The sequence below is a fragment of the Dietzia papillomatosis NBRC 105045 genome (assembly GCF_001570845.1).
Lineage (GTDB): Bacteria > Actinomycetota > Actinomycetes > Mycobacteriales > Mycobacteriaceae > Dietzia > Dietzia cinnamea.
In genome coordinates this window covers 37,571-51,695 of record NZ_BCSL01000012.1, presented here as the reverse complement: position 1 = coordinate 51,695, position 14,125 = coordinate 37,571, and the positions used below count along the sequence as shown (strand labels likewise).

The 14,125-nt window shown below is 69.6% G+C and carries 9 protein-coding genes; 2 read left to right on the top strand and 7 right to left on the bottom strand.

Translation table 11 applies throughout. The features are described from left to right. Positions 1-67 precede the first annotated feature (67 nt). From DPA01S_RS06055 to gdhA, 6 genes are all read right to left on the bottom strand, one after another. A complete protein-coding gene (locus DPA01S_RS06055; protein WP_061914657.1) occupies positions 68-1,042 on the bottom strand; it encodes an iron ABC transporter substrate-binding protein in 975 nt (324 codons plus the stop codon). 139 nt (positions 1,043-1,181) lie between these two features. Next, positions 1,182-1,616, bottom strand: coding sequence for a heat shock protein transcriptional repressor HspR (locus DPA01S_RS06050; protein ID WP_061914654.1), 435 nt, complete (start codon positions 1,614-1,616; stop codon positions 1,182-1,184). Then, positions 1,613-2,785 (bottom strand): molecular chaperone DnaJ, encoded by a 1,173-nt coding sequence (gene dnaJ / locus DPA01S_RS06045; protein ID WP_061914651.1) that lies wholly within the window; start codon positions 2,783-2,785, stop codon positions 1,613-1,615. Before dnaJ ends, DPA01S_RS06050 begins: the two co-directional genes overlap by 4 nt. 132 nt (positions 2,786-2,917) lie before the next feature. Continuing rightward, a complete protein-coding gene (grpE, locus tag DPA01S_RS06040) occupies positions 2,918-3,565 on the bottom strand; it encodes a nucleotide exchange factor GrpE (RefSeq protein WP_061914648.1) in 648 nt (215 codons plus the stop codon). Then, the gene (gene dnaK / locus DPA01S_RS06035; protein ID WP_061228966.1) at positions 3,562-5,427 is read right to left on the bottom strand and encodes a molecular chaperone DnaK; all 1,866 of its coding nucleotides are present in this window, start codon (positions 5,425-5,427) and stop codon (positions 3,562-3,564) included. Before dnaK ends, grpE begins: the two co-directional genes overlap by 4 nt. Positions 5,428-5,800: 373 nt before the next feature. Continuing rightward, on the bottom strand, positions 5,801-7,147 hold the full coding sequence (gene gdhA, locus DPA01S_RS06030; RefSeq protein ID WP_061914645.1) for an NADP-specific glutamate dehydrogenase: 1,347 nt from the start codon (positions 7,145-7,147) through the stop codon (positions 5,801-5,803). A 240-nt stretch (positions 7,148-7,387) separates the two neighbouring features. On the opposite strand from gdhA, the gene DPA01S_RS17455 reads away from it, so the two are divergent. After that, the gene (locus DPA01S_RS17455; protein ID WP_061914642.1) at positions 7,388-9,028 is read left to right on the top strand and encodes a S1 family peptidase; all 1,641 of its coding nucleotides are present in this window, start codon (positions 7,388-7,390) and stop codon (positions 9,026-9,028) included. A gap of 196 nt (positions 9,029-9,224) precedes the next feature. Next, on the top strand, positions 9,225-12,212 hold the full coding sequence (locus tag DPA01S_RS06020; protein WP_061914639.1) for a (Fe-S)-binding protein: 2,988 nt from the start codon (positions 9,225-9,227) through the stop codon (positions 12,210-12,212). A 90-nt stretch (positions 12,213-12,302) separates the two neighbouring features. Here the strand turns inward: DPA01S_RS06020 and DPA01S_RS06015 are convergent, their stop codons facing one another. Further along, complete coding sequence (locus DPA01S_RS06015; RefSeq protein ID WP_061914635.1) at positions 12,303-14,120, bottom strand: flavin-containing monooxygenase; 1,818 nt, start codon at positions 14,118-14,120, stop codon at positions 12,303-12,305. Positions 14,121-14,125 lie beyond the last annotated feature (5 nt).

Below are 14,125 nucleotides of genomic sequence, written 5' to 3'. Positions count from 1 at the left end.
CGCGGACTCGGACGCGTCATGCGGGATGCCCGTGACGACACGGGGCGGCGCGATCACGTCCACGGATTCAGACCAGTCCGACCGAGGTCAACAGGTCGGTCACCGCCGGCCCGTTCAGTCCAGCCGGGTCCACGACGGGTGCGCCGAGTTCGGCGAGGGGAACCAGGTCCTCGTTCGCCCCGACACCAGAGGCCACCGGGTACTCGAACGAGGAATCCCGGATGATCCCCTGCCCCGCCGCAGACGTGATGAAGGCGAGGAAGCGCTGTGCGTCCTCGGCGCGGGGGGCGTTCGCGAGCACGCCGCCACCGGACAGGGAGACGAACGATTCCGGGCCGCCGTTCCGGAAGTAGTGCTGCCCCACGTTCTGCGAGGACTCGCCGGTCCCGGCTCGATCACCGAAGACGTAGTAGTGATAGATCACCCCGCCGTCGATCTCGCCGTTGTTCACCGCAGCGAGGACGGGCTTGTTCCCCTTGTACGTCGAGAAGCCTCCGTCCGGACGCCGGAGGGACTCGAGCCACCGACGAGTCTCCTGCTCGCCCGACATCTCGAGGGCTGCCGACACGATCGCCTGGAAGTCCGCTCCCGCCGGTGCGGCCCCCCAACGGCCCGTCCAGCGGGGGTTCGACAGGTCCGCGAACGAGGTCGGCAACTCGTCCTCGTTGACCGCCGAGGTGTTGTAGACGAACACGGTCGACCGGGCGGCGATTCCGACCCAGTCCCCGGTGGACGGCCGGTACTCCGGCGGAACCTGTCCGACGGTCTCGTCAGCCACCGGTGCGAGCAGGCCCTCGCGGGACACCATCGAGATCGCCGGCGAGTTCTCCGTCAGATACACGTCCGCGCGGGAGGCGTCGCCCTCCGCGACGAGCTGGTTACCGAGGTCGAAGTCGCTGCCGTTGCGCAGCTCGACCTCGATGCCCGTCTCGCGGGTGAACGCGTCCGCCAGCTCGCGGGTGAGCGACTCGTGCTGTGCGTTGTAGACGACGACCGCGTCATCGCCACTGTTCAGTCCGCATGCGGACATCGAGACCGCCATGGCGGACACGAGAGCCGCCGCGAGGGATCGGGTGCGAGAAGTTCGGGCGCGCAGGTTCACGGGTGGCCTCTCGGAGATCAGAGTCGATAGTCCGGAGACACTAGCATGTGGTTAGGCTTGCCTCACTGGCTGCTCCGGGTTACTCCTCACGGTCCCCGCGCTGGTGCCGCGGGCGCCACACGACGACCGAGGTCGAGCGCGGCACGTGGACCAGCTCGCCGCCGGCCCGGCCGCCGGTGCCCGCGCGTCGGCTGAGTTCGGCGTTCTCCTCGGCCAGCTCGGACACGCGGCTGCGCAGGGCGTCGATCTGGTTGGTCAATTCCATGATGCGTTTGATGCCGGCGAGGTTGACGCCCTCCTCCTGGCTCAGCCGCTGCACCTCGCGGAGCATGGCCACGTCCCGCAGGGAGTAGCGTCGTCGCCCGCCGCCGCTGGTGCGTTCGGGTGTGACGATGCCCAGGCGGTCGTAGGTGCGCAGGGTCTGGGCGTGCAGGCCGGACAGTTCGGCGGCCACCGAGATCACCAGGACGCTGTCGTCGGGGCCCAGCTCCCCGACGTCCCGGCGGGGGCTCATGTCGCCCCGGCCCAGCCCGACCGGGGATCGAAGCCCGCCGCACGCAACGCGTCGTCGTAGGCGGCCAGTTCGGCTTCGGCCATCCCGGCGGGGGGCGTGACCACCCGGAGGGTGACCTTGAGGTCACCGGTTCCGGACTTGCTCGCGATGCCCCGGCCGCGCACGCGCAGGATCTGATCGGCGCGCGACCCGGCGGGGATCTTCACGGTCACCCGCCCGGTGAGCGTGGGCACGGACACCTGAGCGCCGCGGACCAGTTCTGGGTAGGAGACGGGCAGGTCCACCAGCAGGTCGGAGCCGTCGCGGTCGAACACCGCGTCCTTCTGGACGGTGACGGTGACGTAGAGGTCGCCGGACGGGGCGCCGCGGAAACCGGCCTCGCCCTGGCCGGAGAGCCGGATGCGTTGACCGTCCTGGACGCCGGCCGGGACCTTGACGTTGATGGTGCGGGTGCGGTTGGTGACGCCGCTGCCCGAGCACTCGGGGCACGGGTCGTCGATCTTGGATCCGGTGCCGCCGCAGTCGGTGCAGGGCTCGGCGAACCCGAACGCCCCCTGGTTGCGCTGGGTGACGCCCGCGCCGTGGCAGGTGCTGCACACCCTGGGGCTCGTGCCGGGTCGCGCGCCGCTACCGTGGCAGGTCAGACACGGTGACGGCGAGGACAGCTTGATCTGGACCGTCTCGCCGAGAGCGGCCTCGCGGAACGACAGGGTCAGAGCGGTCTCGACGTCCTGGCCGCTGCGCGGGCGCTGCGCTCGGCTCCGACCGCCTGCGCCGCCGCCCGCTCGGGCCTGGTTGAACAGGCCGCCGAAGAGGTCGGAGAATCCGCCGGCGCCACCGGGCCCTCCCTCACCGAACAGGTCACTGACGTCGAAGTCGCTCGTGGTGGTGTAGCTGCCGCCGCCGGGCGTGAAACCACTGAACCCGCCGGAGGAGACCTGCGCACGGAACGCGTCGTACTCCTTGCGCTTCGCGGGGTCGCCGATGACGTCGTTGGCCTCGCTGATCCGCTTGAACTTGTCCTCTGCGGCCGCGTTGCCGGGGTTGGAGTCCGGGTGATTCTCGCGGGCGAGCTTGCGGTATGCCTTGCGGATGTCGTCCTGGCTGGCGGTCTTGGAGACGCCCAGTTCGGCGTAGTAATCCTTCTCGACCCATTCGCGCTGACTCACCAGACGCCTCCTTTCCTCAGATCTCGTATTCTCTCAGGTTCCCCGGCGCGGCCGGGGCCGGGTCGGCGTGCGGGCACGGTCTGGAGACCTGGGGTCGGTCCGCGCCCGCACGCCGGGTGTGAGCCGGGTGGCTCAGCGGACGATCACCATCGCCGTCCGCAGGGTCCGCTCACCGTGGCGGTAGCCCTTGCGCAGGATCGTGCCGAGGACCGGCTCGGAACCGTCGGACTCGTCCTGCACGGCCTCGTGGATGGCGGGGTCAAACGCGTCGCCCTCCTCGCCGAAGGCCTCGACACCCTGGGAGGCCAGCAGCGCGTGGACCTTGTCGGCGAAGACCTTGAGCGGCCCCTCCTCCAGGTCACCGTGCTCACGGGCCCGGTCGAGGTCGTCGACGATCCCCAGCAGTTCGGTGAGCACCGATCCCTTGGCGGTGTCGATGATCGACTGGCGGTCGCGCTCGACGCGGCGGCGGTAGTTGGCGAACTCCGCCGACACCCGCTGCAGGTCCGCGGTCCGCTCGTCGAGCTGCGCCTGCAGCGCCGACGTCGGATCGTCGTCCCCGCCGTCATCGGCCTGGGCGCCGTCCGCGTCGGCGGCGGTGGCGTCGGCGGCGGTGCCGTCGGCAGGGGCGGCGCCGTCTGCCGCGGCCGGGCCGTCGGCGGGAGCGGCGCCCTCGTCGACGACCTCGGCCTCCACGGTCTCCGCGGCGCGCTGCGCCTCGTCGTCAGCGCCGGCCCACGCGGCGGTCTCGGCGGCGTCGCTCTTGTCGGGGCGGGTCACTTGGACTCACCCGCATTCGGCCCGGCGGGCCCGTCCTCGTCGACCACCTCGGCGTCGACGACGTCGTCGTCGGCCGCGTCACCGGTCGTGGCGTCGCCGGCCTCTGCACCCTCGGCCGCGGAGGCCTCGTAGATCGCCTGTCCGACGGCCTGGGCCTCGGTGTTGACCTTCTCCACCGCGGACTTGATCGCGTCGACGTCCGAGCCCTCGAGCGCGGTCTTGGCGTCGGCGATCGCGGCCTGGAGGGACTCCTTCTTGTCAGCCGGGATCTTGTCCTCGTTCTCCGAGACGAACTTCTCCGTCTGGTAGATCGTGGACTCCGCCTGGTTGCGGGCGTCCGCCTCCTCGCGACGCTTGGCGTCCTCGGCGGCGTGCTCCTCGGCGTCCTTGATCATCTGGTCGATCTCCTCCTTGGAGAGGCCGGAGCCCTCCTGGATGATGATCGTGTTCTCCTTGCCGGTGCCCTTGTCCTTCGCGGTGACGTGGACGATGCCGTTGGCGTCGATGTCGAAGGTGACCTCGATCTGCGGCACGCCGCGCGGCGCCGGGGCGATGCCGGCGAGCTCGAAGGAGCCGAGCAGCTTGTTCTGCGCGGCCATCTCGCGCTCACCCTGGAAGACCTGGATCTGCACGGACGGCTGGTTGTCGTCGGCCGTGGTGAAGGTCTCGGACCGCTTGGTCGGGATGGTGGTGTTGCGCTCGATGAGCTTGGTCATGACGCCACCCTTGGTCTCGATGCCCAGCGACAGCGGGGTCACGTCGAGCAGGAGCACGTCCTTGACCTCACCGCGGAGCACGCCGGCCTGGAGGGCGGCGCCCACGGCGACGACCTCGTCCGGGTTGACACCCTTGTTGGGCTCCTTGCCGCCGGTGAGCTCCTTGACCAGGTCGGACACGGCCGGCATACGGGTCGAGCCGCCGACGAGCACGACGTGGTCTATCTGCGAGACCGAGATGCCGGCGTCCTTGATGACGGCCTGGAACGGCTGGCGGCAGCGGTCGAGCAGGTCCTGCGTGATGCGCTGGAACTCGGCGCGCGAGAGAGTCTCGTCGAGGAACAGCGGGTTCTTGTCCGCGTCCACAGTGATGTACGGCAGGTTGATCGAGGTGGACTGGCTCGAGGACAGTTCGATCTTGGCCTTCTCGGCGGCCTCACGCAGACGCTGGAGCGCCATCTTGTCCTTGGTCAGGTCGATGCCGTTCTGCGCCTTGAACTTGTCGACCAGCCAGTCGACGATCCGCTGGTCCCAGTCGTCGCCACCGAGGTGGTTGTCGCCGGAGGTCGCGCGGACCTCGACGACGCCGTCGCCGATGTCGAGCAGGGAGACGTCGAAGGTACCGCCACCGAGGTCGAAGACCAGGATGGTCTGCTCCTTGTCACCCTTGTCGAGGCCGTAGGCCAGGGCGGCCGCGGTGGGCTCGTTGACGATGCGCAGGACGTTGAGACCGGCGATCTGGCCGGCGTCCTTGGTGGCCTGACGCTGGGCGTCGTTGAAGTAGGCCGGCACGGTGATGACGGCGTCGGTGACGTCCTCACCGAGGTAGGACTCGGCGTCCCGCTTGAGCTTCTGAAGAATGCGGGCGCTGATCTCCTGCGGGGTGTAGTTCTTGCCGTCGATGTCGCTGGACTTCCACTCGGTGCCGATGTGGCGCTTGACCGAGCGGATGGTGCGGTCGACGTTGGTGACGGCCTGGTTCTTCGCGGGCTGACCCACGAGGACCTCGCCGTTCTTGGCGAACGCGACCACCGAGGGGGTCGTGCGCGACCCCTCGGCGTTGGCGATGACGTTGGCCTCGCCGCCCTCGAGGACGGCGACGCACGAGTTGGTGGTGCCGAGGTCGATACCGACTGCACGTCCCATGGTGATCTCCTTCTCTGCTTCGCGAGTGTGAACTCGTCTTTAGTGGACCCGACTCAAGGGCCGAGCCGTCCGACTCCAGCCTGCCTTCCGGCCACCGGCGGAGTCAACCCGACTTGAGTCTGGTGCGCTGAGGTTTGTCGCCCCGTACAACCGGCGGTCTGCGGGTTCCATTCCCGGAGTGAGTCTACTCACAGTAAAAGATGAGTCGGTCGGACTCAACGACGAGAGCGTCCCGGCACCCCGCGGTGGGCGGAGGCGTCCGGAACGCTCGGGTCATGGAGAGAAGAAAAAGAGAAGAGAAGAAGCGACGACGACGAGGTGCACCGTCCGCCGGCACCGGGCGATCGCCCCCTGCGCCGGCGCACTCCCCGGTCTAGATCACGCCCTGGGCGAGCATGGCGTCGGCAACCTTGCGGAACGCGGCGATGTTGGCGCCGGCGACGAGGTCACCCGGGGCGCCGTACTCCTCGGCGGTCGCGGCCGCGGTGGCGTGGATGGTGGTCATGATCCGGTCGAGCTCGGAGTCCACGCGCTCGAAATCCCACTGCAGACGCCCGGCGTTCTGCCGCATCTCGAGACCGCTGGTGGCCACACCGCCCGCGTTGGCGGCCTTGGCGGGCCCGAACAGGATGCCCCGCTCGTGGATGACCTCCACGGCCTCCTCGGTGCACGGCATGTTGGCACCCTCCGCGATCACCCGGCACCCGTTGTCCGCCAGCAGCCTGGCCGCGTCGCCGTCGAGCTCGTTCTGGGTGGCACAGGGCAGTGCGATGTCGCACTCGACCTCCCACACCGTCCGCCCCTCGACGTATGTGCAGTTGCCGCGCTCCTCGGCGTACGCCGTGAGGCGTGCGCGACGCACGTCCTTGATGTCGGAGAGCAGGTCCAGGTCCAGCCCGTCCTCGTCGAGGATGTAGCCCTGGCTGTCCGAGCAGGCCACGACGGTCGCGCCGAGCTGGGCGGCCTTCTTGGCGGCATAGATCGCGACGTTGCCGGAACCGGAGACCACCACGCGCGAGCCCTCGAGGCTGTACTCGGTGTCGCGGAGCATCTCGCGCACGAAGTAGACGAGCCCGTAGCCGGTCGCCTCGGTGCGGGCCCACGACCCGCCGTACCCGACACCCTTGCCGGTGAGAACGCCCGCCTCGTTGCGACCGGTGATCCTGCGGTACTGCCCGTACAGGTAACCGATCTCGCGGCCGCCGACGCCGATGTCGCCCGCGGGAACGTCGAGGTCCGCGCCGATGTGATGCGCGAGCTCGGCCATGAACGACTGACAGAAGCGCATGACCTCGGCGTCGCTCTTGTCGTGCGGGTCGAAGTCGGAGCCACCCTTGCCGCCGCCCAGGCCGAGGCCGGTGAGGGCGTTCTTGAAGACCTGCTCGAAGCCGAGGAACTTCAGGGTGTCCTCGTCCACGGACCTGTGGAAACGCAGGCCGCCCTTGTACGGGCCGAGGTCGGAGCTGAACTGCACACGGAAACCGCGGTTGACCTGGACGACCCCGTTGTCATCGACCCACGGGACACGGAAGGCGATCACGCGCTCCGGCTCGATGATCCGCTTGAGGATCCCGCCCTCTACGTACTCGGGGTGCTGCTTGACCACGGGCGCGAGCGACTCCAGCACCTCGTGGACAGCCTGCCGGAAGAGGTGCTGTCCGGGATTACGTCGCACCACGGTCTCCAGCGCGTCATGTAGTGCGGCGTCAGCGTCGGACATGGAACCTCCGGTCGATAAGTCTTTGGTGATGACGCATGCGTCGTTGCCGAAGAGGCAGCCTAGCGGCAGGGTCCGCGATCCTCCGACTCCCCTCCCCTTCCGAAAACCGCCAGGCGATTCTCACTAATCACACGTGTCACACTGGACTCACTAATCACAGATCCGTAATCTCACCGGCATCATCCCGAGCAGCGATCGGTCGACCAGCGGTCGTCCATCTGTGCATCACGGAAGGCCATCATGCGCATCACCTCGACACTCGCCGCCGTCGCCGCAGCCGCGGCGCTGGTGGTCACCGCGTCGCCCGCCGGCGCGGAACCCTCCGCCACGCCCCCCGCACCCGCTCCCGCTGCCGCACAGCCAACCGCGGCACAGGCGCTCCCCGTCCTGGCCGACGCCCTCGCACCGCAGCTGACCTCGCTCGTCGAGGCGCTGCGGCGCGACCTGGGTCTCACCCCTGAGCAGTTCCTGGCCCAGGCCGGCATCGGCGAGCGCCTCGCCGAGGCCCGGCCCCACTGGGAGCAGCAGTTCCGCGACGCGTTCGGCGGCGTGTGGCTGGACGACGAGGGCACCGGCCTGGTCGGCGTCGTCGCCGGTCCGGCAGGTGACCGTCTCCGGTCCGAGGCCACAGAGGCCGGGTTCACCGTGCAGGACGTGGCGCTCACCACAGCAGAGCTCGATGCGCGCGAACGACAGGTGCGCAAGGTCGTCGAGGGCATGCCCGAGAACCTGCAGGAGCTCGTCACCGCCATACGCGTCGACCCCGCCCGCAACGCCGTCGTCGTCACCACTCGTGGCGGCGAGGCGGCCGAGCTGGGCAACCTCGACGCCCGGCTCCGCGATCTCGCCGAGATCGACATGATCGAGGCGCCCGACCCCCGCTGGGACACCGCGCCGTTCGGCAGCGAGGGCGGCGGGCAGTCCGAGGGGACGCCCACCGTCGACGGACTCGAGCCGGCCACCACCCGCACGGGCGCCGCCACCGGCGAGCGGCTCGACGCCCAGTCGGCGCCGGGCAGCGGGGCCGGCGGATCGGGATCGCTCGGCAGCCTCGGCCTCCTCAACGAGGCCGGCCTCATCCCCGAGGGTCCGCTCCGCACGGTCGTCGACCTCCTCGCCGGACTGACCCCCGGAACCGGCTCGATCATCGACGGCATGAACGAGACCGTGCCCGCCCAGGCCACCCCGGTGCCGGAGGACCGACGCCGCGCCATCCAGTCCGTGCCCGCCCCCGCGGGTCCGGTCGTGGGCGGTACCGCATACCAGGTGCGCGTCCCGGACGGCGTCCTCGAGTGCTCCACCGGTTTCAACGGGGAGCTCGACGGCAAGCCCGTCGTCGTCACCGCCGCCCACTGCGCCGGCGCCGACGGCACCCGCGCGGCCCTGGCCGACGGCGAGGAGTTCGGCACGATGACCGGTACGCAGCGCGAGGGCGTCGACACCGCGCTGATCGCGGTCGACGAGGACGCCGCGGACCGGTTCCGCACCAACCTCGTCGGCACCGGCGACGGCAGCACGCAGGCGATCGTCGGCACGGCGGCGCCTGTCGTGGGGCAGAAGGCCTGTAAGACCGGGTTCCGCACCGGCTTCTCCTGCGGCACCATCTCCCAGGTCGGGGCTCAGATCGACGTCGCCGGCACCCGCACCATCGAAGGCGCCTTCACCGTCGACCTGTGTGCCCTCCCCGGGGACAGCGGCGGAGTCGTCTTCTCCGGCGACCGCGCCCTGGGCATCTCGAGCGCGTCCAACGTCGCCGACACCGGCACGTGCGCCAACGCGGACACCGTCGCCCGCGCCGCCGGGGTCACCCCGCGGCTGTCGGCGGTCCCGATCGACGACGTCCTGGCCGCACACCCCGGGTTGACGCTGCGCACCCGCTGACCACCTGTGTGCACCAGCTGACCATCTATACGAACCACGCGGGCCCCGTCCCGAGTGGAGTCTGCTCCGGTTAGGGCAGCCTCAACTCGGCGAACGGGGCCCGTGTGGCTTACCTTTGACCTCGACACAGTCGACGGGCGCCCACAGGGTCTATGAGTGCTCGTGCGTCGAGAAGTGCGACGAAAGGCCGCGAACCATGTCAGGCGTGACCATCACACTCGGGACGATCGGCGTCCTGCTCAGTCTGTTCTGCTGGGCCTCGTTCATCGGCGGCGTCACCCGCATGGTGCGCGGCCTCTTCCTGGGACAGAAGGACGGATTCGACCGCTTCCGGCCGATCCTGCCCCGGCTCAAGAACGTCCTCGTCGAGGTGGGCGCCCACACCCGGATGGCGCGCAAGCGCTCGGTGGGCTTCTTCCACTGGTTCGTCATGGTCGGCTTCATGCTGGGCGCGATCGTCTGGTTCGAGGCCTACATCCAGACGTTCAACCCCCGCGGTGGCTGGCCCTGGCTGTCCGAGCAGTCCTGGTATCACGTCATCGACGAGATCCTGGGACTGGGCACCGTCATCGGCATCACCGCACTCATCATCATCCGCCAGGTCAACCAGCGCCGTGGTCTCAACCGCTTCGTCGGTTCCGACCGCAAGGCCGCCTACTTCGTCGAGACCGTCGTGCTCCTCGAGGGCCTGGGCATGATCTTCGTCAAGGCCGGCAAGCTCGCGCTCTACCGCGCCGACGGCCAGGACTTCCACTGGGCCACCGACTGGGTCTCCGGCCCGCTCTCGACGATCCTGCCCGCGAACGAGCTGATGGTCTCGATCTTCGCGCTGGTCAAGCTGCTCACCGGCATGATCTGGCTCTACGTCGTGGGCCGCAACATCACGTGGGGCGTCGCCTGGCACCGTTTCTCCGCCTTCTTCAACATCTACTTCAAGCGCGAGGCCGACGGCCGCACCGCGCTGGGTGCCCTCAAGCCCATGACCATGGACGGCGTCCCGCTGACCATGGAGAAGGTCGAGGAGCTCACCGAAGAGGACGAGGACTTCGAGCCCAAGCTGGGCGCCGGTGCGATCGAGGACTTCTCGTGGAAGGGCTGGCTGGACTTCACCACCTGCACCGAGTGTGGTCGCTGCCAGGAACAGTGCCCCGCGTGGAACACCGGTAAGCCCCTGAGCCCGAAGCTCATGATCATGTCGCTGCGCGACCACGCGACGGCGAAAGCCCCCTACCTGCTCGCCGGTGGTCAGACCACCATGGGCGAGGAGACCGGCCTGGTCGACGCCGACGGCAACCCGGACGAGGCCAAGCTGGCCAAGATCCCCGAGGCCGCCCGCCTCGAGGCCCAGCGTCCCCTGGTCGGCCACACCACCGCCGACGTCTCCGAGGACCCGACGGCCGCAGGCATCATCGACCCCGAGGCCCTGTGGTCCTGCACCACCTGTGGCGCCTGCGTCGAGCAGTGCCCGGTCGACATCGAGCACGTCGACCACTTCATCGACATGCGCCGCTACCAGGTGCTCATCGAGTCGGAGTTCCCGACCGAGCTCGCCGGCCTGTTCAAGAACCTCGAGAACAAGGGCAACCCCTGGGGCCAGAACAACTCGGGTCGTGACGAGTGGATGAACGCCCTCGACTTCGACATCCCGGTTATCGGCAAGGACGTCGAGGACTTCGGCGACACCGAGTACCTGTTCTGGGTCGGCTGCGCCGGCGCCTTCGAGGACCGCGCCAAGAAGACCACGCAGGCCGTCGCCACCCTGCTGCACACCGCCGGTGTGAAGTTCGCGGTGCTCGGTCAGGGCGAGACCTGTAACGGTGACTCGGCCCGCCGCGCGGGCAACGAGTTCCTGTTCCAGATGCTCGCCGAGCAGAACATCGAGACGCTGAACAACGCGTTCGACGGCGTGCCCACCTCGCACCGCAAGGTCGTCGTGACCTGTGCGCACTGCCTCAACACGCTGAAGAACGAGTACGGACCGCTCGGCGGCGAGTACCAGGTGGTCCACCACACCCAACTGCTCAACCGCCTCGTGCGGGAGAAGCGCCTCATCCCGGTCGCGCCGATCGACGGCAACGTGACCTACCACGACCCGTGCTACCTCGGCCGCCACAACCAGGTGTACGAGGCCCCGCGTGAGCTCATGGACGGCTCGGGCGTGACCCTCAAGGAGATGCCGCGGCACGGCCAGCGGTCCATGTGCTGTGGCGCCGGTGGCGCGCGCATGTGGATGGAGGAGACGGTCGGCAAGCGCATCAACATCGACCGTGTCGACGAGGCGCTGTCGACCTCGCCCTCCAAGATCGCCACCGGCTGCCCGTTCTGCCGCGTGATGCTCTCCGACGGGGCCACCGCCCAGACCGACGGCACCGAGCTCGAGGGTCAGGTCGAGGTCGTGGACGTCTCCCAGCTGCTGCTGGAGTCCATCTCCCGTGACGGCGGACTGCCCGATCCCCGCGAGCCCCAGTGGCTCGAGCAGCCCAAGCGGGAGAAGACGACCGCGGAGCAGCAGGCCGAGCGCGACGCCGCGGAGGCCGAGCGGGCGTCGGCTGCCGCTCCCGCCGAGACGAGGACCGCCGAGGCCGCCCCCGACAACGCCGTCATCGACGAGGGCGCGGGCGCGGAGGTCGCGGCCGCCGGTTCCGGGGGCACGGTCAGCGCCGCCGAGGCCGGGCCGTCTGCCGCGGACTCGAAGGGTGCGCCGAAGTCGGGTGGCCTCAAGCTCGGTGGCGGCAAGGCACCGGGCGGCGCGAAGGCACCGGGCGGCGCGAAGGCGCCGGGCGCCCCGAAGGCCGGTGGCGATGCCGCGGTCGAGGAGCAGTCCGCGGTGAAGGACGCCGAGCGCACAGAGGAGACGCGCGAAGCGGCCCAGGGTTCGGCGCCGGCCACCTCGGGTGCGCCCAAGGCGAGCGCCGGCGCTCCCAAGTCGGGCGGGCTCACGCTCGGCGGCGGCAAGGCGAAGGCGCCCGGCGGCGGCAAGGCGAAGGCGCCCGGCGGCGCGAAGGCTCCGGGCGGGGCCACGGCCCCCGGCGGCGCCAAGGCCGCGGCCGCTGAGCCATCCGCCGGCGAGTCGGCGGCGGCGCAGGCCGCCCCCGCCGAGGCGACCGAGGCGTCAGCGCCCGCCAAGGACGGTGCCATCCCCAAGGCGAAGAAGTCCGGCGGCTACGGCCTGTCCCTGGGCTGATTCCCACCGGAAGCCATCGCGGCCCGTGATCACAGAGCTGATCACGGGCCGCGGTCTATTTCGGTTCGCGCGGAAGAGGCCAGCTGCCGGTCAGCAGGTGTGATGCACTTCCTGCACCCGGTACACCGGCGTCGGGATGCCCTCCATCCGCGCCTTGAGCTGTAGCGCGAGGTACTTGGAGTAGTGGCGCGACTGGTGCAGGTTCCCGCCGTGGATCCACAGCTGCTCCACGTTGGTCGGCTTCCACATGTTGCGCAGCTCCCCTTCCCACGGGCCCGGATCGCGCGTGGTGTCGGAGCCGTAGCCCCACACCTTCCCGACCTGGTCCGCGACCTCCTGGGACACCAGGTCCACGAGCCACTGGTTCATCGAGCCGTACCCGGTGGCGTAGACGATCAGGTCGGCGGGCAGCACCCGCTCGCCGTCGAGCTCGACGCCGTCCGGCAGGATCCGCGTCACCTGCCCGCGCTCGAGGGCCACCTCTCCGTCGATCAGGAGCTGGCTGGCACCGACGTCGATGTAGTACCCCGAGCCACGTCGGAGGTACTTCAGAAACAGGCCCGACCCGTCCTCGCCGAAGTCCAGATCGAACCCGACGTCCCGGAGCTTGCCGTAGAACTCCGCGTCCTTCTCCGCCATCTGGTCGTAGACGGGGATCTGCGCGTCCGGCAGCAGCCGGTAGGGCCAGGAGGCGAACAGCAAGTCCGCCTTCTCGGTGGTCACACCGGCCTCGAGCGCCTCCTCCGAGTAGAGGGGACCGAGCGCGAGCGACATCAGCGATTCGCTCCGGGAGATGTGAGTGGACGAACGCTGGATCATCGTCACGTCCGCACCGTGATCCCAGAGGGCGGCGCAGATGTCATGGGCCGAGTTGTTCGAGCCGATCACGATGGCGCGCTTGCCCTCGACGTCGCCCTCGCCGGTGAACTCGGACGAGTGCCACTGGTCGCCGGTGAAGTCCTCGGCGCCGTCGAAGTGCGGGATGTTGGGGTAGCCGGACACCCCGAGCGCGAAGATCAGCTGGGTCGGCCTGAGCTCGATCTTCTCGCCCCTGCGGTCGACGCGGACGCGCCACGTCGCCGTCGTCTCGTCGAACTCGGCGCCCAGGCACTGCGTGCCGGACCAGTAGTCGAGGTCCATGATCGCGGTGTAGTGCTCGAGCCAGTCCCCCACCTTGTCCTTGGCGGGGAACACGGGCCAGTCGTCCGGGAACGGGATGTAGGGCAGGTGGTCGTACCAGACCGGGTCGTGCAGGTGCAGGGACTTGTAGCGCTTGCGCCATGAATCGCCGGCGCGCTCGTTCTTCTCGATCACGATCGTGGGCACGCCGAGCCGCTTGAGCCGGGCGGCGAGGCCGATCCCGCCCTGACCGCCGCCGATGATCACCGCGTAGGGCTGCTCGGTGTAGCCGAGTGATTCCTTCCGCTCGGTCTGCTGCTCGAGCCAGGTCCGGCGTCCGCGTCGGATGACGTGCTCGACGCCCTTGTCGCGATCGCGACCCTTCTTCTCCTCGTGCCCCGTGAGCTCCTGCAGCGTGGTGAGCAGGGTCCAGGCCCGTCCGTCGCGCAGTCGCAGGTGGCCCCAGCCGCGACCCGCCGCGGTCTCGAAAGTGATCCACGCCTCGATCACGCCGCCCGACTCGGTGGCCGGCTCCGCGAGCTCCCAACCGGTGGGGGCGATCGCGGCGAGCTGGCAGTCGAGCATCTCCCCGATCTCCTCACGCCCCTCGAGGGTCCGGAGGTTCCAGGTGAAGGACACAAAGTCGCGCCAGCACCCCTCGGTCTCGAACATCCCGGCCGCGCGGCCCGTGTCAGCCTCGCTCAACGCCTCGCCGAACTCCGCCAGCCACGTCTCCACGGCGCGGTCGGCGTTGTCGGGCTGTGCCGGCGCTTCCGTCGTCTGGGTCATACCCA

Coding starts and splice junctions, on each gene's coding strand:
- DPA01S_RS06050 (WP_061914654.1), bottom strand. CDS start 1,616: ATGAGCCCCCGCCGGGACGTCGGGGAGCTGGGCCCCGACGACAGCGTC.
- DPA01S_RS06055 (WP_061914657.1), bottom strand. CDS start 1,042: ATGGCGGTCTCGATGTCCGCATGCGGACTGAACAGTGGCGATGACGCG.
- DPA01S_RS17455 (WP_061914642.1), top strand. CDS start 7,388: ATGCGCATCACCTCGACACTCGCCGCCGTCGCCGCAGCCGCGGCGCTG.
- DPA01S_RS06020 (WP_061914639.1), top strand. CDS start 9,225: ATGTCAGGCGTGACCATCACACTCGGGACGATCGGCGTCCTGCTCAGT.
- dnaK (WP_061228966.1), bottom strand. CDS start 5,427: ATGGGACGTGCAGTCGGTATCGACCTCGGCACCACCAACTCGTGCGTC.
- gdhA (WP_061914645.1), bottom strand. CDS start 7,147: ATGTCCGACGCTGACGCCGCACTACATGACGCGCTGGAGACCGTGGTG.
- DPA01S_RS06015 (WP_061914635.1), bottom strand. CDS start 14,120: ATGACCCAGACGACGGAAGCGCCGGCACAGCCCGACAACGCCGACCGC.